This is a genomic window from Alteromonas sp. KC3, assembly GCF_016756315.1.
Classification (GTDB): domain Bacteria; phylum Pseudomonadota; class Gammaproteobacteria; order Enterobacterales; family Alteromonadaceae; genus Alteromonas.
Genome location: NZ_AP024235.1, coordinates 3,942,200 through 3,967,321, shown reverse-complemented (window position 1 = coordinate 3,967,321; position 25,122 = coordinate 3,942,200). Strand labels below are relative to the sequence as shown.

Here is a 25,122-nt window from a genome sequence, read left to right as displayed (position 1 = left end):
TGCATTGCACGATTTCGTATTAAAACACGCTATTTCTTTGCCTAAAGCACTTCACTTGCAACTTGAACACTATTTCTTCCCGATTGTTTAACATCGTAAAGTGCTTTATCGGCAAGGTTGATGATATGTTCTAATGCATCATCGTTTAACTTTGTTTCACTTAACAAGCCGTCTTTCGTGCCGCATACTCCAAAACTTGCGGTGAATTGTATGTTCGCTTCGCCACTATCAATAACGGCGTCTTCTATCAGAACCCGCAGCCTTTTAGCATGCGTATTAGCCTGTGCTTCGTTTGTATCGGGAAGAAATAGTAGAAACTCTTCGCCTCCCCATCTCGCGATAATGTCACCACGCCGGCTACCATGTTCAAGCAGTGCTGCCACGCAGCGTAGTACTTCATCGCCTATCGCATGCCCGTATAGATCATTGATATTTTTGAAGTGATCAATGTCTATCAGTACTAAGGATAAATCCCTTTTTCTGCGAACAAGTTGATGCCACACTGGGTAAACTAAATGCTCGAACCCCGTACGGTTATTCAGCCCCGTAAGCGCGTCTTGGCGTGCACTGCGCTCAGCAATTTGCTTGTCTATTTCTGCTAATCTAAAACGCTGGGCAAGCAAAAACGCCAAGAAAATTGCCTCAAAAGCCACACCGAGTTCTATGAGCTTGAAAGTGAAATCGTTATAAGGCACTAAACCCCATACTGCCGCTGTTGATATACAGATACACGTGGCTGCGGTTACTGAACACATAAGAAATAAGCGCGCTGCCGGTACATCGTTTTTCAACGCCTGATGACCTAGCACAATGAACAGAACGGCAAAACTACTGTTAAGAATAAAAGCAAGCAGCAACGCGATGGTCAATTGATTTAACGCTGCACTTATAAGCATGCCAATGGGAATAACGACAGTAACGCCTATGGTAAGTTTGTCTAGAAGCGGGGCGTAAAGACGCGTATTTAACAACACCCGCGCAAAATGTAACCCGGCAATTGAATACGTGATCATCAAGAAGATATCCATCCAATCTTGAAAATAAGGGCCCCAATCAGGGGTAATCCACGTATGAAGCTGCCCGGTATAAGAGAGACTGTTGGCCACAAAACCCAAAAGATATAACGCGTAAAGCCCGTACTCTCGATGTCGAATACTAAAATAAATAATTAAATTATAGATAGCGAGGGCAACCATAATGCCGTACAAAAAACCATACTGATAACCACTCGATACATCGCGTTGAGTAGCAAGTTTCGCCTCTGAGATATACAAGGGAATTGCCATGGGGCCTACTGTTTCAACACGCATGTAAAGTACGGTTTCTCCCGCTGGCATTGATGACTCGAAGGCAAAGTAACGATATTGCATGGGTCTATCTGAATAGGCCAACGCATCGCCGCCGCGCACGTGTCGAAGAATTTGTCCTTCATGAACAAGCCACGCATCAATATGGTCAAGCCAAGGTGTTTCTACACTTATGCGATATAACGGGTCTTCGTTGGCGGGAAGCAATAGCCTCACTTTTAGCCACACGGGCGCTACGCTTATACCTAGCGACAATGACTGGCCACTTCCCATTTTCAAAGGCGTAGAATCAAACTGTTCGATTGCTTGTTGTAAGGTAAGGGGGGCGGAAGATTCTTGAAAAAAGTTGGCGTATTTGCCAGCTGTAAGAGCTTTATGTTGCGATAAATCGATAATAGCTTGGTCTCGCTCAACCGCATGTGCAGGTAGCGACAGTAAACCGAAAATTAAACAAAGCAACAGACATCTTAAATGCATTGTTAACACTCTCAAGCACTTAAACGTCCGGTGTAACGTGCTGCCAAATAGTTATTATTAATGTGAAGTGGCTAAGCAAGTTGGCAAAACAAACGGTTGTATAACAATGTTGGTCTCGCCGCGGCTAATGTCACTAAACTAACTGAATTACTGGCATTGAGGAAGTAATAATTTGTGATCGGCGCCTTACTTCTGTGAAGAAGTTAGTGATGACCTACTCGATTATGTCATTAAAAGCGCTACACCGATAATCATCGCCTCTACACAAAGACTAAACTAGATGTTTATTAAATAATTCAAGCGCTCTATCCCATGCGCGGTCAGCCTGCTTCTCATTATATGCTCGTGAGTCGGGTGGACACCATCCATGCAGTGTATCTTCGTAGACCTCGATTTCTGCTTCAAGTTGAGCCTGGTTGTACGCCATTTTCAAAAGCTTTTTCATTTCAGGTGCTTTGGCATCATCGTTTTCAGCAATGGCGTGCAATGCTGCGGCTTTTGAACGGACTACAGTGTGGTGTGGACTGTCCTGTGTATCGGTAGCTAGTCCACCACCGTGAAAACTGGCAATGGCCTTAAGTCTGTCTGGCATTTCAGCTGCCGCGCGCATAACAAAAGCACCGCTCATACAGTATCCCATTGCTGCGGCGCCAACGTTTGTATTTACGTTTGGTTGTTTGTCCAAAAATGCAAAGAATGCTTTGGCGTCTTCAGTAACCGCATTGGTAGTTAAGCGTTTTCGATAACCTCTTAAAATGTCCCATGCTTTTTTTGACGGAAAACTAATTTCTTCTGGTAGTGCTAGCCCTGTAACGTCACGATAAAAAGGGTTTACTACAAGTACGGCATAACCACTGCTTGCCAAGCGTCTTGCCATTTGTTTGAAAGCGGGACGAAGCCCCTTAATATCTGGCCACATTAATATCGCAGGATGTTTACCTTTATGCGGATGAACAAAATACGCATCAGCGTTACCGGAGGGGGTGTTAACAATAACGTCTTTGGACTGAACGTTGTCACTTGAAATAGCGAATTGCGGAAAGCTTAATGCCAAACCGCCTAACGCGAGTAATTTGTTAAAGTCGCGACGATTCAACGTGGATTCATTCAAGTTTTGTTGAATATCTAATTCGGTTTTTTCATCACACATGACGGTACTCCATAGCTGTTCAGGTAAGGTAAGCAAAACGCTACTAATAGCCCTAAGCACAAGTCACTTTACTAGACAGTAGTTAATTAAAACAGCCCAACAAACAAGTTACTATTTTAAATATGCGCAAGCTGCTTCTGACAAAGGAGCGCGCTCATCTATCAAAGCCGCTATTGGTCCTTCGTATCTAAAGCATTCGCTAAGTTGTCTTGTTTTTATCGAATGGAAGGGGTTTTGAAGCGTTAATACCGCTCTGTTTGAAAGGTCAAGAGTCGCATTGAGTATTGCCAGGTCAATGTACTGGTCAAATAGGTCATTAAAGCTTCCATCTGCTTTTGCTAGTTGAAGACCTCGTTCAATTCGTTCTGCTAACTCAGGACTGTTTTGCGAAACAAAGAAAAACATAAATGAGGGATAGTGCAGCAGAAATTGTGATTCAATGGCTAAAGTGGGGTCTTGATGGTAATTGTACTCTGTCACCACTTCATTAATTGCTCTTGGAAAATAGTCGATTCTTTTCTTACGCAATAAATCTATAAGCGAGTCATAATCGCTCGCTCCCCATACAAGGTACCCATTTGCACTTAAGATTTCCAAGTCAGGCCAATCGTGACCTTGACCCGCTATAAGTTTTCTTAATTCATTAGCATTTGCAAACCTATGAGTATCGAGTTTTCGAATGAGTGATACGCGATAACCCATAATGCCCTCTAGTAATGGCACTCGAATTGGAATTGACTGTGCTTCGCGCGACGCAGAAGTAACAGACCAAAATACGTCAATAGTGCTCTTTGAGTTCAGACCACTAAATGCTCTGTCTTGCATCATCGTTCCGGCTGTCTCGACGAGTTTCGCGTCTCCATATTCTTGTGCCGTTTTATCCAATGCTAGTTTAAGAAGTGATGAATAATATTTGTGGGAACGAAAATCGAGTTTGCTGCTTGGAATTATTTTTATCTGCTGAATTTCTTGAGTGGTAGTGGCACTTAGGGCATTTGTGGAGGCGATGACAGTAAAAGTAAAAAACAAGCTCAACAGCAAAAGACTGTTGACGATAGGCCGTTGCGCTACATCGAAATGACCGACACTAAGATACATCATTACTGGCTACTCATTGACTTAATCTGTACAGATTCGTACGTATTCTACGTCAAGCTTTGTTCAAAAATTGCATAAAAGCAATACAGCTTGCTTCTTAGTTACACCAAATACTAGATGAACGTTTTTTCACAATGTGGCGTAAAGATAAGTAGCGCAATAAGGGCGATAATCATTTTCACTTTGGGTCCCTCCTAGTTCACAAAGCCTCAAATCGGATATCGGATTGTATTTATGGCTACTAAAGCAACATCTAAAAAGAAATTCAAAAAAGGATTATCGAGCCTATTAGCGGGTCCAGTTGTCAAAAAAGTTATGGCTAACGTTGCTGATAAGAAAGTGCGAGAGATAAGTGAGCATTTTCCTCATATCTTTACGCCGAAAGTGGCTAAAACCGAAGAAGAAAGAAATAGTACTTTCTCTATTCGTCACGACGTATTCAGCGAAGAATTGGGACTTGAGCGACGCCGAGAAACGCTACTAGAGACAGATCAATTTGACAGATATTCTATTCATTGTTTTTTGCAGCATCGGCCAACAGGAAAGCTCGCCGGCACAGTCAGAGTAGTGCGGCCTGAAAACGAAAATCAACAGCTTCCAATGCAACATTATTTAGAAAATGGATTTAACGAAGAAGACATTAGCCCTGATGATTTGCGGCAAGATAAAATAGCTGAGGTTTCTCGTCTTGCCGTACCCAGAGAGTTTCGGCGTAAGCACGTTAAATCTGAGTACAAGAAAACTCGCCGCTCAACACGCTCCCTCAAAAACGAGATTCAATGCTACCCCTATGTGGCGATCGGTTTGTACTTTACTGCGATGTCGGTATTGCTAAAAAACAATATTAATCATGCTTTTATTATGGTTGAACCTCGTTTGGCAAAGAGTCTCAGATTTATCGGCTTTCCGCTTGAGCAAGTCGGCCCTGAAACAGACTATTTTGGGCGTCGAGCACCCTTTTACGTCAGAGTAAAGACAATTCCGTTTAAGTTGAGTAGAGGGTTCAATTTGTTATTTGAGTCCATTGATCAATCGTTAAATCATCAACAAATTGTAAAAGAAATAAAAAAGCGCCTTCGATAACATTAAAGCCATAAGGTTTTAATGCTATTCAAAAAAATTAATATTCACTGCAAGTGTATAATTGCATTGAGAAAAAGTGGTGTACTAGGATAATTACTAATTGACGTATTTTGGAATCTACCTCACCATAGAAAGAAACGAGTAAAATGGCACTGTAATGGGTACACGAGAACAAGCAACACTACAAAATTGTGAAGACGAGGCTATTCATCTTATTGAAAGTGTCCAAAGCTTTGGCTATGTAATCGCGGTAAACCCGAACGACAAAAAAATTCAGGTTGTCAGTGAGAATATATCTCAACTCTTCAAGGTTGATATTATTCCCGGTGAAACGCTCATTACAGAGCTTATCGATATACCCTCCCCAGATGCGCACACCTTTTTAACTATTCACCAATCTGTTGTCAGCAGTAAAACGCGTCGTGCTTATCAGTGGAAATTCGCAGAAAATGCTCTACACCTAGAAGACTGGGAAAAAGAGGGTAGTGGTGTTGCATTTGACTCTAATGGCTTGTTGGTCATTGAACTTGAGCCTACACCACAACTGAGTTACGAAGCGGCGAAACAATGGGTGCCAATGGATGTGGATATTCGTCCACTATTGCCTGACGTAGAACATTGCGAGTCTATCAACGATGTTGCCGATGCTATAGCAAGTGTATTCCAATCCTATATCGGGTTCGACTCAGTAATGGTTTACAAATTTGATAAAGCCTATTGCGGAGAAGTCATTGGCGAAGCTACCCACGTCGATGCTCGTTCTTTTAAAGGATTAAAGTTTCCGGCTTCAGATATTCCAAAGCAAGCACGAGAGCTATACCTTCGAAATAGAGTGCGATGCGTTTACGACGTAGAAGAAAGTCCAATTGGTCTTGTGCCCAGCTTAATCGACGATGACAGACCGCCGCTAGATTTGTCTATGTCAATGGTGCGCTCAGTGTCGCCTATCCATATTCAATATCTGAAGAATATGGGCATACGTTCGTCGTTTTCCGTGTCTTTGGTATTTGAAGGGCGGTTATGGGGCTTGTTGGCATGTCATAATAATACGCCACGATACATCGACCAGAAGAAGCGTTTAGTGTGTGAATCGCTTGGTCACCTTTACGCATGGCAGCTCCACACTAAAGCATTACACGAGAAAAAAGAGCAGTTTCAAATTCGGCAGCGAATGCTCAATAACATTGTTCATCAACTAACGACTTACTCGAATCCACTTGAAGCAATAACGCAAAAAGAAAAACAACTGCTTGAAGTGACAGAGTCTTGCGGTATGGCGGTTGTTACGCCAACCGGTAACTATGCCACAGGGAAAACACCTTCAGATTCAACATTAGCCTTCCTGTTAGAAAAGTTTGCTATAGCGAACTCTGAGCAGTCAATTGCGATTAATCGGCTTGGTGATGAGGTTAGCGAAACCCGGGATTTGAATGGTATCCGCGGTATGTATATATCGTGCGTTTCTTCTAAATTGGGGTATTACACGGTTTGGTTTAGAGAACAGAAAGATAAAACAATACGTTGGGCAGGGAAAGAAGCGGCTCGAAAAGACGTGGGTAAATCGCTGACACCACGTAATTCGTTTGATATGTACTTGCAAAGTGTTGCTGATGAGTCGCTAGAATGGACAGAAGACGACAAACTTATTATTGAAGGCTTCGATCACTTATTTATCCCTTATGCGTTAAGCCTTAAGGCGTCTTTGGATAAGCAAATCAGTAAATTGGAAGAGCTCGATAAAGCGAAGGATCAATTTCTTGCGAGCATTTCCCATGAACTTCGCTCGCCACTGAATTCGATAGTGGGATGGACCGATTTAGCATTGATGGATGTGAATAATATTGATCGTATGACTGACGCGCTTGGGGTGATCAAACGTGCTGCCTCAACGCAAGCTGCGCTTATCAACGATATTCTCGATTTATCACGCATTATCTCGGGCACCATGAAGCTCAGTACTCACTCACTGAAAGTCGCTAACGCCATTTCTGAAGTTGCGAAATCTTTTGAGGCTGGCTTTGCCAGTAAGAATATTCAACTTAGCATAGCGTGCGATGACGAACACACTCAAATTCTTGGTGACAGCCTTCGTATTAAGCAAGTTATTAATAACCTTTTAAGTAACGCACTTAAGTTCACCGCAAAAGGGGGAACTGTGCATGTGCTGGGTAAACGAGAGCATTCCAATTATTTGTTCCGAGTTAAAGACAACGGAAAGGGAATGACCCGAGAGCAATTATCCCATGTGTTTGAACGTTTTTATCAAGGTAAAAACGAGCACAACCGACATGGGCTCGGGCTAGGCCTTTCGATAGTAAAGAGCTTAGTGGAAATGCACGGCGGCGAGATTTACGCTGAGAGTGATGGCCCCAATACGGGCACTACTTTCTTCGTGTCTTTACCCATTGCACCATTGAATCTTCACGAAGATATTATTGAAACCAAAAATGCTGAAATAAGTGACCTTACAGAGTCGCGCCGCTTAGAAGGTTTACGCATTTTGGTTGCAGAAGATGAACAAGACGCTCGCGATTTTATTAAGCTTTTCTTGGAATCCAATGGCGCCAGAGTTAACGTGGTGAAAAATGGTTTATTGGCATGGAAAGAAGTGAATGATATGCCTGAAGCATTTGACCTGCTGCTATCCGATATAGGAATGCCCGAGCTTGATGGGTTAGGCCTTATTACTAAAATTCGCGCTAGCGAAATTAAGCAAATAGCATCGCTTGATGCGGTAGCACTGACCGCCTATGCATACACATCAGACCGCGTTAAAGCCTTAAAAGCAGGGTTCTCGAATTACGTTTCAAAGCCTGTAGATGGAGAGGAATTACTTACAATTCTAGAAATGTACAAATAGACGTTTTTTTCGTTTATTAGCAAAATGGGCTCAGCTTTTGGCGTTTTGGGGGCTGCCCATAGTGCTTTGTGCGATATGGTTAAGCCTTTAAATGAAAGGTGAGACTATGTTTAGTTTGAAAAAGCGCAGGCAAAAGCAACGCAATGCTTTGGTATCCAAAGCGATATCCAAAAATTCTTCAGAAGTGACTCCCGGGTACGAAGGTCTTACGCTATATCACCGCAAAACGTGCCCATTTTGTCGTTATGTGGCGTCCTACCTCAAATCGAAACAGCTAGTGCTAGCCACAAGGGATATTACAATGCGTGCGGCATATGCCGAAGAGCTTATAAAGCAAGGAGGCAAACGTCAGGTGCCGTGCCTCAGAATCGAGCAAGGTTCAAAAGTAAAGTGGTTGTATGAGTCTGCAGACATCGTTGCATACATAGAAAAGTATAAACCCGCTTAGTAAAAAATAGATACACGCAAGCAAATATCATTTTTTAAAGATGCTCACGCATCACAAATATATGTGGTGCGTAAGTTACGATCTATATCACCCACAAGTTGGTGCGATTTGTCTAAAACAGCGTACGAATGGATAAGTTTTGCACTGCTAAAAACGGCAATATTCCCCCATTAGAGAACACTCTTGGGGTGAAATATGTTTACGTTAAATCGCATTGCTCGACTATCACTTTTATTCATATCAATGAATATCGCTTGCGCGCACGCAGGTGAAATTTCCGCTGACTATATAAGAGGTGAGGGAGACGTGGAGGGCATAAAACTCGCCTACCGTTTCGATATCCTTAAGACCTACGATTTTGACCCAAGAATAAAGGTGTATGCTGAAAGTAGTGTTAACTTTTGGAAGTATGGTACGCCAGAACACTACGACTCAAACTTTGTTGTCTCTATATCTCCGGTCCTTCAGTACACATTTTGTGAATGTATGGAGGGTGAACTATACGGTGAGGTAGGAATTGGCCTTTCTTTACTTGATGACACGGAATTTGCCGGAAAGGACGTGAGTACACACTATCAGTTCGAGGATCGGTTAGGTGTTGGCTATCGATTTGGCGAGGCGCGAGAGTATTCTATCGCGTTGCGTTATTTTCATTACTCTAATGCGGGCTTTAAAAAGCCAAATCCTGGGCTCGACTTTATCAGCTTTTCCTTTTCAAAAGCCTATTAGCGCAGAAACATCGGATATTTTTAATTCTTGAATTTAAACCTTTTTATTTCCTTTTACGACCAATAGGGAAATAAAAAAAGGAATTAAAAATAAATGTCTAAGAAAAGCTGGTACATGCTCAAGGTGATTGTATGTTTTGGTGTATTACTTAACTGCTCAGTATTGAATGCGCAAACGACAAAGCACACTCCATTTAGTCAACAATTAACCGCCAAACAAGCACACAGTGACATGGAGCAATGGTTTGATTGGTTGCATCAGACACATCCCGATCTCACACACAGTATTAAGAATGTGGATGTGTTTTACGATGAGTATGCACGCATAAAGGCCAGTATAGTTGAGCCATTATCCGCTCTTGCGTTGTGGCAAAAAATGGCACCGCTTAACTCAATACTCGCAGATGGACATATAAAGGTGGGCCATGGATCCTCAAAACAGTGGCGCCAATGGATAACAGAAGGCACAGCGCTGTTTCCATTTGAAATAGATATAAAAGATGGAAGCCTATTTATCGTGCGAGATTTGTCTGAAGAGTCGAGTGAATATAAAGGCGCTAGAATTGAGTCAGTAAATGGTGAACGTGCAACGAGCATTCTAAACAAACTGTTGGTCAATACACACGGAGATACACCACAGTTTCGAGGTCACGTCTTACAAAGCCAATTCAACCGCCTTTTCTTTATGACCTATGGTCCGCATCAAACGTTTGATATTGAACTATTTCACAAAGCAGAAACGCAAAAGATAACCGTAAATGCTAAAGCAGCAATCCCTACTCATCTTAAAAAGCACACTTTTGAAGAGGTCTTTAATGTGACTTACGATGCCGAGACGGCGCTACTAACGCTTAACACTTTTGCATGGGACGACATAACACAATTTCTCCAATTCATGGACAGTACCTTTGCAGAAATTAGGCGCAGAAATATCGGTCATCTCATTATCGATATCCGCAATAATGGCGGTGGCAATGATGATATGTGGATGGCCGGCATACTTCGTTACATAGCAGATAAGCCCTATCGCCATTTCTCCTTTTATGAGTCTAAAATTTTACTGAAATATCGAGACCCCGGCCAACTGGTAGGAAATATCGAGCGAGGTGAAAATACCCGTCGAATTCAACCAGAACTCAAACTCGAAAACTTCTTTCGGGGTAGAACGACAGTGCTTATTGATACCGGTACTTACTCGTCTTCTATTGTCTTCGCCAATACCTTACAGGATTACGGATTTGCTCAGCTAGTAGGAAATCCAACAGGAGGGCGAAGTACACAAAGTGGTGGAATACAGTTTACTCAATTGGCACACAGTGGGTTGCAGATGATATCTCCTCGCTTTTTACTTATTAGACCAAGTGGTGCAAAGCAAATGACACCCGTAGTCCCTGACTTTGGATATTGTGATATTGAACTGCCTGACGTAGTTCAGCAGTGTATATAAACACTCTCTATTGCACCTTCTAAAAGAAGATAATCGGCATACCATGTTACTCTCGCAAAGCATGAAGGGCGTCGTTTAATTAAACGAGGTGAGGTGAACGCGACGGGTAATAAACTCGTTTATCGATGATTGCCGCTATCTAAAGTAGACATAATGGTATAAGTTTAACATTAGAGCGTGTTGATCTTTGCCGTACGTTTTTGCAGCAAAGTGTTTAGCATTTAGACAAGGAAGTGCACACGTCGTGTAGCCATCTACATAAGTGTGCGCAGACGCAGTATAAATGCTAAACAATTGCTGCCTGAAAGGTTCATCCAAGCGAGCCTCATGCGGCTTTACTCGTCGCTAATTTGGAATAACCAAACCACGCAACTCGTTCATTGCCTGATACTCGCTTGGAATGAACAAAAAGTGTACCGCAAAGGTCAACACGCTCTAGTAAAAGCTGCAATAATTAAGCGTGTTAACCGTTCTTAGTATACATAATAGTATGCTTTAGAGAGGGACAATGGATACTACCAAGAAGTCAAAGAAAGCACATTTGGTCGAAACGGCACAAAAGCTGTTTTATCGCCAGGGAATAAAAGGTACTGGTATCGATGCGGTGTTAGCGGAGTCAGGTGTTGCTAAAAGAACGCTATACAACCATTTTAAATCAAAAGATGAGCTAATTATTGCGACGCTTAAGCGTCGAGATGATGAATTTATGTCGATGCTTAAACGCTTGGTGGCTAAATTCGAAAAAACAGAAAGCAATGAGGGACCTTATTGCCGAATTCTAGCCTTCTTTGATGCTATTACAGAATGGACGCAAATGTCGACGTTTTCAGGGTGTATGTTCATTAATGCGTCGGCTGAGTATCCGCGACAGGACGATCCCATCCATGCGATATGCACAATGCATAAAAAAGTGGTCATTCAATACATTGAAGAGTTAATTGGTAATTTACCACTTAAACAGCCGAAGGAGACCGCGATTAAGCTAGCGCTCCTTGCCGATGGTGCAATTGTTAGTGCGCATACAACGAACCTTGCAGAAGCCGGTGAAATAGCGAAAGATATGGCGCTTATGCTGCTAAGGGCGCAGAGCACAGAGCGCCAGCGTGGATAAATCAAGCGACTAGCGATTGATTGTTTTCTTGCTGCAGCCATTGCATTGGCGATACCCCTAACTTCTTGCGAAATACGCGCGCAAGGGCTGAGCCGTGTTCATACCCCACTTCATATGCCACATAATTAACGGACTTTTCAGCTTTAAGAAGCTTCTGAGCCATAGCCAATCGCAGGGACGTAATGTAGTCATTAGCAGTTTGTCCTACTGCGTCTTTAAACGACTCTGCAAATTTTGACCGTGACATCGCGCCTAGTTGAGCTAATGATTCCAGTGTCCAATTGCGCGCAGGATCAGCGTGAATTGCATCGATAATCTTTGACAGTTGCGGGTGATTAATGGCAAGCAGCGTACCTTGGTGAAGTTGTCCATGTTCTGTTGCATAGCGCAACACTTGTAACATGAACATTTCCCCTAATCTGTCAATCATGGTCGACTTTCCAAAGCGATGCTCACGTATTTCGTCAAGAAGCCACTTTATTGTCCATGAAATAGCATTGTCATGGCTTAATTCAAGATAGAGTTCATCGGGAAGTGCATTCAACACCAAAGTGGGTGTTGGCACATGGAATTTAATACTCGCACTGATAAGTTGCGCAGGTTCATCGCTGATAGATTCTATATGATGCTTAACGGGTTTGGGCATAAACAAAAGCGATGGCTTATCTAAGAGTACCTCGTTGCCACCTTGGCGGTATACCTTAACAGCACCTTTCTCTAAAAGGTGTAGCTGGCCTGCGCCACTGAAGTGTTTAATGCCAGCTAATGGGCCTACGTGATTAATAGAGCTGTCAAAGGAGTGTTGGGTGAGTAACTCGCTAATATCTTTCATAATCTATCTCGCAATCAATGTTTGACTAATCAAACCCCATTCCCGTAGCGAGCATCGCCACGACAGCTTAAGAATGAATTTGTACTTGTCTGTCTACTTTATACTCTGCTTACAAGCCTAGCTCTGAAAGGCCAGGGTGGTCATCTGGACGAATGCCAAGCGGCCAATGAAATAGGCGCTCCGACTCTGAAATTGGTACATCATTCAGTGCAGCGTAGCGATTTGTCATGAGTCCATTCTCGTTGAATTCCCAGTTTTCGTTACCATACGATCTAAACCAGTTTCCCGAGTCATCGTGCCATTCATACGCATAGCGCACGGCTATTCTGTTCTCTTCGAAAGCCCATAACTCTTTGATTAAACGATAATCAAGTTCCTTTACCCACTTTCTCTCTAAAAAGCGTTTAGCCTCTTCACGACCACTAATAAATTCAGAGCGATTGCGCCACTGGGTATTTTCGCTGTAGGCGAGTGATACTTTTTCTGCATTACGGCCATTCCATCCATTCTCAGCAAGGCGCACTTTTTCAATAGCGCTCTCTCTCGTAAAAGGAGGAAGGGGGTGACGTTGTTCTTCACTTGTGCTCATAAGAAGGTCTCTTTGGTGTTTTATTGAACAACTTAATTCTAGTTTAAAGTAGACAGATCTGTATACACTTTATTTTGCTAAGACTTAGCCAAAAAATGGTTAAATAAGAAATAAGGCGCAGAAAGCGCCTTCTAACGTTGTATAGGCACTTATTGGAGTAAACTGATTTAAGAAGCGAGTGTGGATATATGCTTGTAAACGCTGGGCTCTAAGGCGTGATACTAAAGGTTGCCGCTACCATTTGCGAATGAGGTTTCGATAAATGGTTGCGTCAAGTTGAGATTCTTGCTGTAACGATGTGTCAGAAAGGGTAAGTGCACTTTGTGCATCTTCAATAGTGGCGTATTGCATCCCATCAATATAAAAGCGGCTTTTTGCTGACACTGGCTTTCCGTCAAGAGAGAACGCATATTCTACCGAATGGGAACGGCGGGTTACGGACGACGCGCCGACATAATCAGCCACACCATCATTATCGATATCTTTGGTTAACCAAGGTTTATTCAACAGTACGTTGTACGTGCCATTATCTTGCAGGGCAACAATGGCGTCGTTAAATGCGGTAATGGTTTGCTGTGCATTGCTTGCTGTTTTTCTGATCGCCAATTGAAAGCCGGTTTTTACCATGGGTTTAGCAGAAAAGTGCAGCAATTCTTCACTGTCATTGGCCAGCAGCAAGTTAAATTCATCAGCTAGCAGTTTAGTTGTTATGAGGTAGGGCGCTCTATCATCAGCAAGCTGGCGAAACGCGTCGAAAGTGGTGGGGTTTCGTGACCACTTTATTTCCTTTAGTGCGCGAAAGGTGGGCGTATTAGCAAATCGGTTTTCAATTGCTACGCGGTTATCTTTTAAATGGGGAAACAGTCGTACGTTTTCGACATCGTAACGCTTGCTAACAGCATATAGATGTATCGGTAAGTAGATGTCAGAGATGAAAAAGTCATCGGTGCTCTCACCTAAATTCACGTAGGCAAAATTACCGTCTACTTTGCCAGTTAACACGGCACTGCCCAAGAACGCGTCGCGCATCACCTGAAGATCAACGCTCAAATTGGCTTGCGCAAACGCATGACTGACAATAGCGTTTAGCCTAGCAGGTTCGCCGTCATCACTTACGTAAGTTTCAAACGGCGATGCTGCCAATGTAGTCGCAGCGAGCACAGCTTTTGGCATAAGGCATGACACGGCTAGCAGTAAGGCGGTCAACACACGGCGATGTGTTGACATTGTTTTAATAAAAATGCGCGATGAACGAGTCAGTGAAACGCTAGGCAAGATGATGTCTCCGTACTGCATACATGCTTTTACTACACTGTAATGCACAACAAAGGTTTAATCCAATGCGATGCGGTTACTCACCAAAACTTCCCGCAGGACCCGGGTATACCACAACACTCTCAATGCCATCGTTGTTTACACTGGCTACGCCAAAGAAGTAATTATCGATAACAATATTCTCAAGTGTTGCCTCTGTTACCTTACCTACAAACTTACTGTATTCCCATTGCGGCGCATCGGTATGGCGCCAATACACTTTATAACCTTTTAGCTGAGGGTTTTGCGTCGCACTTATTGTATCCCACTTCAGCGTTGTTGACGGTTGAACGGCACCTTCAATAGTGACATTGGCTGGAGGATTGGGTGCCCACGCCATTGCTGCTAGCGACACCGCGTTAAGCCCCGTTAATTTTGCCGCATAGTCAAAATTCACACCCTCTAGCGTATCGCCATAAACAATGCCGTTTTCTGTGCGCAGATCTTGATGCTGTCGAGTATAGTTTTCGTTTGTCTCCATAATGCGAATACCCGGATAGCCCAAGTCATTGAAAGGACGATGATGACCTCCACGACCAAAGCGATCCAATCGGTACACCACCATAGTGTCTAGATTTTCAATATATTGATCGGCGATTTTGTCGATATAACGGGCTAGATTTCGACTTGGTGAGTCTACCTCTCCACCGGTGAAGCGACGGCGTCTTGCTTCTGACTCTGTCTCGGTTACGCGAGTGCCTTCGGCGAAAATACGCGCGGTGGTATTATTAATAACGCCATTAACACCTTCGATGTTGCCAATCATGTCGTTGTTCAATACCGCTTTAATGCGCCAGCCATCTTCTTTGGCCTTGTTAGCCATAATGCGCCCACCAAACAAACCTTGCTCTTCTCCGGCAAGCGCTGCATAGACAATACTGCCATTAAATTTATACTGTGTTAGCACCCGTGCAGCTTCTAATGTGCCCGCAACACCTGACGCGTTATCATTTGCACCTGGTGCGTCAGAGGTATAGTCCATCACATCAGATACGCGTGAATCGATATCACCAGACATAATAACGTAGCGGTCGGGATCAGTCGTGCCTCGCTGAATCGCAATGACGCTCACCACCTCAACAGGGTCTGGAATACGCTTTTCACCACTTATAACTTCAGACTGGAAATACACTTCTAAGCAGCCACCGCATTGAGCAGATATCTTTTCAAATTCTGCCTTTATCCAACGTCTTGCAGCACCGATACCACGTGTATTCGACTCTGTTTCAGAGAGCGTATGACGCGTGCCAAAGTTCACTAGGGTAGTAATGTCGCTTTCAATTCGCGCCGGTGAAATGGCGTTGGCAATATCGTAAAGCGATTGAGATTGTTCGCTATTATTTGTTTGTGCAAACGAGGCCGGCAGAAATGAGGCACACAGTGCGGTTAAAAGAGTAGGTAATACCGATTTAGGATGGTTTCTTATCATTGTTTTCTCCATTGTTTGTGTTTTAACCATAACGAATACGGCGAAAACGAACAATTAGAGTAAACGTGTGAATAAGTTAGTTATCGCAATACAAAACGAAAAAACCGGCAGGACGCCGGCTTTTAACAATAAGGTGTGCTGTTAAATAAATGCGAATGCATCACCAAATAAGTTTTCTACTTTGAGACCGCGCTGCGTAAAGTCGTCGCGTACTACTTTTGCCATTTCAAAACGTCCGGCAACATAAACTTGGACACTCTCGAAGTTTGCATGGTCGGCCATTACTGCGTGATGTACCCAACCAGTGCGGCCTTTCCAATCGTCATTTGCAAATTCTACAACGGGAACAAAAGTAAAATGTGGGTTGGCCGCAGCTAATGAAGTGAGTTCGTCAGCCAAATAAAGGTCATGTGCGTGCTTTGCACCCCAATACAATGTGACTGGTGTTTTATCGCCGCTATTTAGGTGCTCTTGCAAAATAGAGTAGGTGTAAGAAAAGCCCGTGCCACCTGCAATTAGTACCATAGGTAAGCCGTTGCTTTGCAAAAATGCATCGCCATTACCCACCACAACAGATACTTCGCCCTCTTCCTTCATGCGTGCTAGCACATCACCCGCATAGCTATTGCCAGGCTCTGCACCAATATGTAGTTCGATGCGGTTGTTGTCATAAGCCGCATTAGCAATGGAAAAAGGACGCATATCCTTTTCACCCATTACAATCATAGCGTATTGGCCCGCCTTGAAGTTCACGGTTTCAGAGGGAGTTAACTCAACTTTTTGTACTACTTCGGTTAAAGGCGTAATGCTTGCAACCTTACACTTAATTTCTGACATGTATTCTCTTCTTACCTTGTACTTCTTAGCTTATAATTTAGCGTGACGCCTGTGGTAGCTCTGTGTTGTAGCTTTTTGTCGTGACAGCTTTTCTTCGCCATACCGAACTACATAATACCAAGTTCATCCCAGATATCATCAACCCGCTTTTTCACGTCTTCATCCATCACGATAGGTACGCCCCACTCGCGATCGGTTTCGCCCGGCATTTTATTCGTGGCATCCATACCCATTTTCGAACCAAGCCCAGATACGGGTGATGCAAAATCGAGATAATCGATGGGGGTATTCTCAATCATCACGGTGTCGCGGGCAGGATCCATACGCGTCGTAATTGCCCAAATAACATCATTCCAATCACGTGCATTGACATCGTCGTCGCACACTATGACAAACTTGGTGTACATAAACTGTCGCAAAAATGACCATACACCCATCATGACGCGCTTGGCATGCCCCGGATATTGTTTTTTCATAGTAACAACCGCCATGCGGTACGAGCAACCTTCAGGCGGTAGATAGAAGTCTACAATTTCTGGGAACTGCTTTTGCAAGATAGGCACAAACACTTCGTTTAGCGCCACGCCTAAAATGGCAGGCTCATCCGGTGGACGACCAGTGTAGGTAGAGTGATAAATAGGATCTTTACGATGTGTAATGTGGGTTACTGTAAATACTGGGAAGTCATCAACTTCGTTGTAATAACCTGTGTGATCGCCATATGGTCCTTCTGGGGCAGTTTCATCTTGCGCAATGTAACCTTCAAGCACAATCTCTGCGCTGGCCGGTACCTGTAAATCGTTGCTTATTGATTTAACAACCTCTGTTTTGTCACCTCGCAATAAGCCTGCAAACGCATATTCAGATAGCGTATCGGGAACAGGCGTAACAGCACCTAAGATTGTGGCAGGATCTGCACCTAGTGCAACAGAAACAGGGTAAGGTTCGCCCGGATGAGTTTGGCACCATTCGCGAAAATCTAACGCACCGCCTCTATGTGATAACCAGCGCATGATGAGTTTATTCTTACCGATGACTTGCTGGCGATAAATGCCTAAATTCTGGCGTTTTTTGTGAGGTCCTTTTGTGACACTCAAGCCCCATGTTACGAGTGGCGCTGCGTCTCCCGGCCAGCAGCGCTGAACCGGAATTTTTGACAAGTCAACGTCATCGCCCGTTAGCACTACTTCTTGGCAGGGCGCTTTTTTGAGTACTTTGGCAGGCATATTTAGCACCTGCTTAAATACGGGAAGCTTTTCCCATAAATCTTTCAAGCCCTTTGGGGGTTCTGGCTCTTTTAAGTAGGCCAGCAATTTGCCAACTTCGCGAAGTGACTCAACTGAATCTTGCCCCATGCCCATGGCAACACGCTCTGGTGTACCAAATAAATTAGCCAATACAGGCATATTGTGATTTTTCGGGTTCTCAAATAACAGCGCAGGACCGCCTGCTCGCAAGGTGCGATCAGCTATTTCTGTCATCTCAAGGTCAGTATCAATGGCTTGCTTTATGCGCACTAATTCGCCTTTTGCTTCTAACTGGCGAATAAAGTCGCGTAAATCTTTGTACTTCATTGGGCTGGCTTTTCCACAAACTTTAATTACGGCAAGAATATACTATTTTGAATGAAACTCCGATCAGTTCGCGGTGTGAAAACCAGATTAAACGTTTTACAGACAAAAATTACGCTTTACAGCGCATGCAATTGGGTGTGATATAGGAAGTGTGGCAACAAGTAAGATAAAAAATTCTCATAGCGTAGCACGCCTAATGTGCGCTAATTGTTAACCCTTTGCCTAAGGTGGTTATATGACGATATTCGATCAGGACATGCTCGACGAGTTAAACCTATTACTTAAGTTTCCAACCGATAGCCTGCTTCAAGGTTTAAAGATTCATCACGACGCGAGCCAAACTATGGTAAACGCTGCATCAAGACTCTACGCCAAGGGACTTATTACCCAATCAGATGGCGGCTATCTCACCGATTTAGGTATTGATGTTGCCGATCATGCAAGGCACATGCAGTCAGCGTTGTGTCCACGAAAAAGTAGTCACTAGGCCGCTAACCGAGCTTCACGCGGCGCTCATTTGGAACAAGTATTCCACGCGCCTCGTGTGTTGCCGATTCGTTGTGGTCACATCTTTCTGCTATTCATGCCAACTGGGTAGGTTCCAATGCAAGTTGGTTTAATACGCCCCTGATGTAAAGATGCATGCAGCGTGGTTAAGATATTCTATACTTTGTCGATAACATAGTTACGCTAGCTTTGTGTTGTTTGATAGTTATGAAACGAAATTTGCCTTCTTTATTACCGCTGAGTTTATTGTCCGGGCTTCTTATGGGAGTGCTGGCGACAAATGCTGTTGCCCTTGAAGGGGAAACCGTAGAAGAGTTGCGTGCCGTACAGCTGTATAGCCAAGACAAACTTATCGAGATGATTAACGCCAATACACACCTTGATAAGGTTGTAGAAGACCGTTGCCAGTTGGTACAAGACATCGAAGCCAGAGCCGATATTCTGAAAGTTCCCGCCTATCAGTTTTTATGGGGAGACATGTTGGCGTGGGGAGTTTGCGTAGATGCCGCTCCTTCTCGAGGCATCGGTTATATGGAAGATGCAGCGAATCAGGGCTTGCCTGCAGCACTTGAACAACTGGGGCGTTACTATGCTAAAGGGACCTTGGTTCAGCAAGACAAATCTCGTGCCGTGGTGTATTTGCGCGAAGCCGCAGCACTTAAAAACTTAAAGGCACAAATTCGCTTAGTTGAACTGTTTTTAGAAGGCTATGGAAGCCCTTACGATTATGAAGATGCCTATCATTGGCTATACAACTCTGTGACTGACGATAAAACGCAGCATCAACAAATTGCATCTTATTTGGCTCGCTTAGAAAAGCTAATGCACCCCAAGGCGGTTCGTGAAGCTAAACGCCCATTAGATAGTTAACAGCGAATTCTACGCGCTTTCTAACGCTTGCGTTTACCCGTAAGCATAGGGCGAATAAGTTGGATGCGACCTTTGTGTTGTGTCCAAAAAACGGCGGCAATATGAACCAGTGCACAACCATATAGGGCATCTGCCATTAAGCTGTGCGCCCACTCTAGCTGACTATTGCCAAAAAATGCGTCAATTTCTTCCATTAAAAAACCGGTTACTCCCAACCCGGTTATTAGCGTAATTACTGCAAAGACCATGAGCCATCCAAACGGATTATGGCCATGCGCTTTAGGCAGTTGGTTAGCATTTAGCTGTGTGATGTGAGTTTTAAACGATTGGCGTGTTAGTTTGACAGTCTTAAAGCTAGCAAAGGAAGACGCACTTGCTTTAAAGCCCCAAAAAATACGCACGACAATGAGGGCAAGTGCACAATAGCCTGCTATTTCGTGGATAAGCCTTCCTGGCTCGACAGTAAAATAATTGATGACAAACGCAGCGACTAAACCCCAATGACACAAGCGCACTAAGGGATCCCAAATATAAATGTCATTGTTCGTTATAGTTTTCATCGGTAATAGTAGCGTTAGTCGTGCTCAGGTGGAATAAGCATACACAAACAAAAAACGCCACTTCAATAACCGTGGCGTTTTTTTAGTGCATTGTATTTATTGCGCGTTAATAGCGCATATCAATACTTAAAGTGGTAATTAGTGACGCTCTTCTTTCACTACACTGCCATCAACGGGGTTGAAATAAATTTCAACTTTGTTTTCGTCTTTATCAAAACCATAGATTTCGTAGCAGTTACCGCCAGTTACTTTGAATTCATTAATTTTGTAACCTTGAGCAAGCAATTTTGCTTGGAACATATCCTGATTTTGCCATTCTGACTGTGGCGCTGTTGTGCACTGAGTAGTACCGTGTTCTGCACTGCATGCACTTAATAGTGTTGCAGCACCAACCGCCATAGTCATCATAATTGCCTTTTTCATATTACTTTCCCTCAACATGGTATTGATTAAACAGTTGTAATACGCAGCGTACCACGCTTTTAGTTCAAATAACTATATATCCCATTAATAGGCTGATATTTATGTAAATTATGTCACAAAAGTGCCTTTCACTTGTCACTTACACGTCATTGAAGCGTCTTAAATCCACACTACATTCTTTGTCTTCGCTGTTATTGACAGCTCATTCAATAAAAACATCAACACACACGTCAAAAGGAATAAGGTATGTACCCTCGCACGCTCATCGCCAGTGCAGTTTTACTCGCGTTTTCCCACTCTTCAATGGCGCAAACTCGTTCGCCAGATGGCGCAGATGATAGTAATGATTATATAGAAGAGATCACGGTAACGGCGCAAATGCGCGAACAGTCTATTATGGATGTGCCAGTGACCATGGATGTAATTGGTGGTGAGTTTTTAGAGCGCACCAATATCATGGAACTCGATGAACTCTCTCGCATACTCCCCAATGTTCAAATTCAAGAACAAGCGGTAAGTCTACCTTCGTTCAATATTCGAGGCGTCACTGATGATGTGTCGTCAGTATCGGCAACGCCGCGCATTTCTGTCTACCAAGACGGTTTCGATATCAGTAAAAAGACAGTCTCAAGTGTTGCATTATTTGATATCTCGCGTGTGGAAGTATTAAAAGGTCCTCAACCGACGTTATTTGGTGTGGCGGCAGCCAATGGTGCTATCAGTATTCATTCCAACACTCCCACCAACGAAGAAGAAGCCAAGGTTCAAGTTGGTTTCAATAGCGAACAGGGTGAAGAACTTGAGTTCATGTATAACCTTCCTGTGAATGACAATCACAGCTTTCGCCTAGCCGGCCTTTACCGCGATATGGATGGCATTGTTAAAAATAACGCATGTAGCAAAGATGCTTATTACGGTTTTGGTGATATGTATAATCACAATGGCAATGCAGAAGCGTGCAATAGCGAAGACTTGCAAGGTGTATCGGTGCAGGCGTTGCGCGCAACCTATAAAGCTACTTTTGATAAGCTAGAAGTCATCGCGCGTGCTGCGATGGAGTATAACGATCAACCTGGTATCGCATTTAAGTCAGGCTCCATTGCGCCGAACAATGGTGATACTAGCCCATTCAGCGCTGCTGAGTTTAGTTTGGGAAGTGAGTTAGGAATAGAGCGTACATTACAAGCATACGATATCACTGCGAACGTCGATATAAACCAAACGCTTAGTTTACATGCAGATGCGTTTTACAAAGATGTTGAAGTAAGCGAAGGGTTTGATGCAGACGGTTCGGCGCTTCGAATTCAAGATGCTTATTTTGATAATGACGCGACATTAAAAGGTGGCTCTGTGCGTCTGGTCTATGACTCGGGCGACAAACTAGCAGGTTTTGTTGGTGCTTCAATCAATCAAGATGACTCAATTTTGCCTTACTATGTCATGTTCGATCCGTTTGTACGTGGAACGTTTGACGCAGTCAAGGCGCAACTGGAAGCGACCTCAAACATTCCGCTTAACCAAAATATCGCTACCAATGCTTCGTTGTCTGATATTGAAGCGTTACGCAGTGTATTGGTCTCGTCATTGTTTAATGCAGATGGTACGCCTATTTCAAACCCTGACTTACCACCTATTATGGTGCAAGGTCCATTTACCTTTGAAGCTGAATTGGATATTCGAAGCTACGTTGCGGAACTTTCTTATTTTATCACTGACAATATCAATGTGACGGCTGGAGTGCGATACATTGATGAAACACGTTACACTCGCAATACGTTTGCTTTACCGGGTGGGCCTTTTACCTTCGAAGGCGAGGGTGATTTTGATGATACCTTACCCCGCTTTGCAGTGAGCTATGATGTGAATGACAACTGGAATATCTATGCAAACTATGCCAAAGGTCGTCGTTCACCGGTTGTTGACGCAAACGCTGGGGGCACAACCATCACTAAAGCTGAAATGGTCGATAGCTATGATCTCGGTGTGAAATATCAAAGTGCTAACTTCCTTTTCTCAGGTGCTATTTTCACCTATGAGTACAGTGATTATCAGCAAAGCTATACCGACCAAGACACGCTTCAGTCGATTACCGTGACAGTGGGAGATTCTACTATGTCAGGTATTGAAGGTATGGCGACCTATAATTACAGTGACACCTTAACATTCACTGCAAGTCTGGGATTTCTTGATGCGGAGTTTGCTGAGAATACAGTTGATGGTTCGCCTTTTCAGTACGGTGGCAACAAGTTTCGTCTTGCGCCCGAAGTAAGCGGGGCGATAAACATCAATAAACTGTTTAACGTTGGTAACTGGACCTATGATGTGAATTGGCTGACCAGTTTCCAGTCTGAAGTCTTTTTTGAAAGTAGTAACTATCCGGGGTTGTCTCAAGACACATATTCACTCACTGATGTATCGATTAAACTCAACAACGCCGATAGTGCATTCTCGTATGAAGTGTATGTGAACAATGTATTTGATAAAGAGTATGTAATTGACGCGGGTAATACAGGTGGTGGATTGGGCATTCCAACTTTCGTTCGCGGTATGCCGCGCATTGGTGGTGTGCGTCTTTACTATGCATTCTAAAAGTTTGCTTAATTGGCGTTTATAAAAGCGTGTATAAAAAAGCCGTCACTGAATAAAACAGGTGACGGCTTATCTACTCACAAACATATCCCCACCGTGCTTACCACATTATGCGTTAATCTCGAAGGTATGGGTATTTGAGACTTTGCCATCTTTCGTCAAAATGGCATCGACAAAGTGCCATGTGGCAGTCGCATTTTCTTCGGTAATTTCGAGCGTAAGAAAGCCGCGCTGGTGTAAATTACAATAAGCTAAATCGCCAATAAGAAGTGGTAAGTCATTCGCTAATGTTGTAGCCGCTTCATCGTCCATCGATAAATAGTGCTCCATACCAGGAGAAGTTACACCCGGTGTAGCCAGCTCTGTTGCGACAACCGTTCCGTTTTCTAGCGTAAGCGTGTTGTGCCAGGCGTTATGTGTATCACCTGCCAAGGCGATAACCGGTTTATTGAGATTGTTGAGCGCAGTAAGTAAACGTTCTCGCTCAACCGGATAGCCATCCCATGCATCTAAATTGTAGGGCATAACAGTATTGATAAGAGACAGCTCTTTATCAGATAGCGTTTCACCTTGCATTTGTTTGCGTTTCAAATTTGCCAGCGTGTGAACATGGGCTGGAATTTGCTCGCGAGGAACGCCATTAAAAATAGATACCGGAAACAGCATGCGACCAATGAGCAACTGTTGTCCTAACACCTGCCACTTTGCCTTGCTATTTTGCATCGCAGTGTTTAACCAGTCTCGTTGCGCATCACCTAAAAGTCCACGACTTGGCTCGCTGATATCTTTCATAAAAGTGGCTTTGTCGAATTCTTTGGTTTTACTGTCTCTATAGTGCCCATATTCAAGCTGCTTGTCGCGAGCCAGCACACGCGTGTCTAGCATGTAAAGGTCGAACAACGAGCCAAAGGTAAATTGTCGATAGATTTCTAATCGCTCAGCACCAAACGGTGGACGTATGGGTAACCATTCGTAGTATGCTTGAACTGCAGCTGCTCTTCGGGCATAAAAATCGCCTTCATCACTTTGGTGGTTTTCAGCCCCGTCTTTATAGGTGTCATTGGTGATCTCGTGGTCATCCCAAACCACAATAAAGGGCTTATTCTGATGAAGCGCAAGCAGGCCTTCGTCGGTACGATATAGAGCATAGCGTTTTCGGTAATCTGTTAGTGTGTATAACTCAGTATCATTGTCTGGCGCAAAAGTGCGACCAATCTCTTTTGCATGTTCTGTCGCATAACCTTCACCGTCGTACTCATAGATGTAGTCACCTAAGTGCAAGACATAATCGATACTGTTATTTTTGGCTGCCTCCATATAAGGCGTAAAGAAACCTGCTGGATAATTTGAACAAGAAAAAATACCTAATGTCACTTTATCTACATCTTGAGACGGTAACGTTTTCGTTTCGCCAATGGGACTTGTGTTATTGGCACTGATAAAGCGATAAAAGTATGTGCTATCTGGGGATAAACCTGTCACATCAACTTTTACGGTAAAATCGCTACTTGCCATAGCTTGTACGTTACCGCTAGCAATAATATTGGCAAAGGCCTTATCTGCAGCAACTTCCCACAAGATATCGGCTTTAACGCTTGCTGATGGTGGCTGAGCCCTTGTCCATATAATGACGGCGTCGCGAAGTGGATCGCCACTGGCAACGCCATGAGTAAACTCGGCATTGGTTTGTGACGTAGTACTAGAAACACACCCTGCCAACCCTGTAGATACTGCCACAGTAGCGCCCGTGAGTGATGATAATTTGATAAACGTTCTTCTATCCATAGTGCCTGCTTATTTGGTAATGGTATTTATTTGAACAGTCAAATAAGAAAAAAGGGTAGGGTAAATTTATACGTTGGCTATATGACAGGGTGATGTCAATGCAA

General features: G+C 43.6%; 21 protein-coding genes. 9 read left to right on the top strand and 12 right to left on the bottom strand.

The features are described from left to right. Positions 1–41: 41 nt before the first annotated feature. From JN178_RS17490 to JN178_RS17480, 3 genes are all read right to left on the bottom strand, one after another. A complete protein-coding gene (locus JN178_RS17490; RefSeq protein WP_202262617.1) occupies positions 42–1,766 on the bottom strand; it encodes a diguanylate cyclase in 1,725 nt (574 codons plus the stop codon). 289 nt (positions 1,767–2,055) lie between these two features. Beyond that, a complete protein-coding gene (locus JN178_RS17485) occupies positions 2,056–2,934 on the bottom strand; it encodes a dienelactone hydrolase family protein (RefSeq protein WP_202262616.1) in 879 nt (292 codons plus the stop codon). A 111-nt stretch (positions 2,935–3,045) separates the two neighbouring features. After that, positions 3,046–4,035: a substrate-binding periplasmic protein gene (locus tag JN178_RS17480; protein WP_202262615.1), complete on the bottom strand. Its 990-nt coding sequence runs from the start codon at positions 4,033–4,035 to the stop codon at positions 3,046–3,048. A gap of 231 nt (positions 4,036–4,266) precedes the next feature. On the opposite strand from JN178_RS17480, the gene JN178_RS17475 reads away from it, so the two are divergent. The 6 genes from JN178_RS17475 (at position 4,267) to JN178_RS17450 (ending at position 11,709) form a co-directional block, all read left to right on the top strand. Beyond that, on the top strand, positions 4,267–5,115 hold the full coding sequence (locus JN178_RS17475) for a PEP-CTERM/exosortase system-associated acyltransferase (RefSeq protein ID WP_202262614.1): 849 nt from the start codon (positions 4,267–4,269) through the stop codon (positions 5,113–5,115). 157 nt (positions 5,116–5,272) lie between these two features. Next, entirely contained in the window at positions 5,273–7,975 is a 2,703-nt protein-coding gene (locus JN178_RS17470) for an ATP-binding protein (protein WP_202262613.1), read from the top strand. Positions 7,976–8,081: 106 nt separating this feature from the next. Next, complete coding sequence (locus tag JN178_RS17465; protein WP_202262612.1) at positions 8,082–8,423, top strand: glutaredoxin family protein; 342 nt, start codon at positions 8,082–8,084, stop codon at positions 8,421–8,423. Positions 8,424–8,618: 195 nt separating this feature from the next. Further along, positions 8,619–9,152 (top strand): acyloxyacyl hydrolase, encoded by a 534-nt coding sequence (locus JN178_RS17460; protein ID WP_202262611.1) that lies wholly within the window; start codon positions 8,619–8,621, stop codon positions 9,150–9,152. A gap of 93 nt (positions 9,153–9,245) precedes the next feature. After that, positions 9,246–10,598, top strand: a complete 1,353-nt coding sequence (locus JN178_RS17455; protein WP_202262610.1) for a S41 family peptidase — start codon at positions 9,246–9,248, stop codon at positions 10,596–10,598. 508 nt (positions 10,599–11,106) lie between these two features. After that, on the top strand, positions 11,107–11,709 hold the full coding sequence (locus tag JN178_RS17450) for a TetR/AcrR family transcriptional regulator (RefSeq protein WP_202262609.1): 603 nt from the start codon (positions 11,107–11,109) through the stop codon (positions 11,707–11,709). Between the two features lies 1 nt (position 11,710). On the opposite strand, the gene JN178_RS17445 is transcribed toward JN178_RS17450, so the two are convergent. From JN178_RS17445 to ubiD, 6 genes are all read right to left on the bottom strand, one after another. Beyond that, a complete protein-coding gene (locus JN178_RS17445; RefSeq protein WP_202262608.1) occupies positions 11,711–12,541 on the bottom strand; it encodes a helix-turn-helix domain-containing protein in 831 nt (276 codons plus the stop codon). 109 nt (positions 12,542–12,650) lie between these two features. Further along, on the bottom strand, positions 12,651–13,130 hold the full coding sequence (locus JN178_RS17440; RefSeq protein ID WP_202262607.1) for a nuclear transport factor 2 family protein: 480 nt from the start codon (positions 13,128–13,130) through the stop codon (positions 12,651–12,653). A 234-nt stretch (positions 13,131–13,364) separates the two neighbouring features. Beyond that, positions 13,365–14,426: a substrate-binding periplasmic protein gene (locus JN178_RS17435; protein WP_202262606.1), complete on the bottom strand. Its 1,062-nt coding sequence runs from the start codon at positions 14,424–14,426 to the stop codon at positions 13,365–13,367. 55 nt (positions 14,427–14,481) lie between these two features. Then, on the bottom strand, positions 14,482–15,873 hold the full coding sequence (locus JN178_RS17430) for a M28 family metallopeptidase (RefSeq protein WP_202262605.1): 1,392 nt from the start codon (positions 15,871–15,873) through the stop codon (positions 14,482–14,484). Positions 15,874–16,014: 141 nt separating this feature from the next. After that, complete coding sequence (gene fre, locus JN178_RS17425; protein WP_202262604.1) at positions 16,015–16,710, bottom strand: NAD(P)H-flavin reductase; 696 nt, start codon at positions 16,708–16,710, stop codon at positions 16,015–16,017. A gap of 107 nt (positions 16,711–16,817) precedes the next feature. Next, positions 16,818–18,284, bottom strand: a complete 1,467-nt coding sequence (gene ubiD / locus JN178_RS17420) for a 4-hydroxy-3-polyprenylbenzoate decarboxylase (RefSeq protein WP_202262603.1) — start codon at positions 18,282–18,284, stop codon at positions 16,818–16,820. A gap of 235 nt (positions 18,285–18,519) precedes the next feature. Between ubiD and JN178_RS17415 the strand changes: the two genes are divergently transcribed. Both JN178_RS17415 and JN178_RS17410 read left to right on the top strand, forming a co-directional pair. Beyond that, complete coding sequence (locus tag JN178_RS17415; RefSeq protein ID WP_159627433.1) at positions 18,520–18,771, top strand: TIGR02647 family protein; 252 nt, start codon at positions 18,520–18,522, stop codon at positions 18,769–18,771. A 227-nt stretch (positions 18,772–18,998) separates the two neighbouring features. Next, positions 18,999–19,661 carry a tetratricopeptide repeat protein gene (locus JN178_RS17410; protein WP_201283996.1) on the top strand — a complete coding sequence of 221 codons (663 nt, stop codon included), beginning with the start codon at positions 18,999–19,001 and terminating at the stop codon, positions 19,659–19,661. A gap of 20 nt (positions 19,662–19,681) precedes the next feature. Here the strand turns inward: JN178_RS17410 and JN178_RS17405 are convergent, their stop codons facing one another. Further along, on the bottom strand, positions 19,682–20,221 hold the full coding sequence (locus JN178_RS17405; RefSeq protein ID WP_202262602.1) for a cytochrome b/b6 domain-containing protein: 540 nt from the start codon (positions 20,219–20,221) through the stop codon (positions 19,682–19,684). 138 nt (positions 20,222–20,359) lie between these two features. Continuing rightward, positions 20,360–20,644, bottom strand: coding sequence for a PepSY domain-containing protein (locus JN178_RS17400; RefSeq protein ID WP_202262601.1), 285 nt, complete (start codon positions 20,642–20,644; stop codon positions 20,360–20,362). A 303-nt stretch (positions 20,645–20,947) separates the two neighbouring features. Between JN178_RS17400 and JN178_RS17395 the strand changes: the two genes are divergently transcribed. After that, complete coding sequence (locus JN178_RS17395) at positions 20,948–23,233, top strand: TonB-dependent receptor (RefSeq protein ID WP_442859711.1); 2,286 nt, start codon at positions 20,948–20,950, stop codon at positions 23,231–23,233. Positions 23,234–23,341: 108 nt separating this feature from the next. On the opposite strand, the gene JN178_RS17390 is transcribed toward JN178_RS17395, so the two are convergent. Beyond that, positions 23,342–25,018, bottom strand: coding sequence for an alkaline phosphatase D family protein (locus JN178_RS17390; protein WP_202262599.1), 1,677 nt, complete (start codon positions 25,016–25,018; stop codon positions 23,342–23,344). Positions 25,019–25,122: the final 104 nt, after the last annotated feature.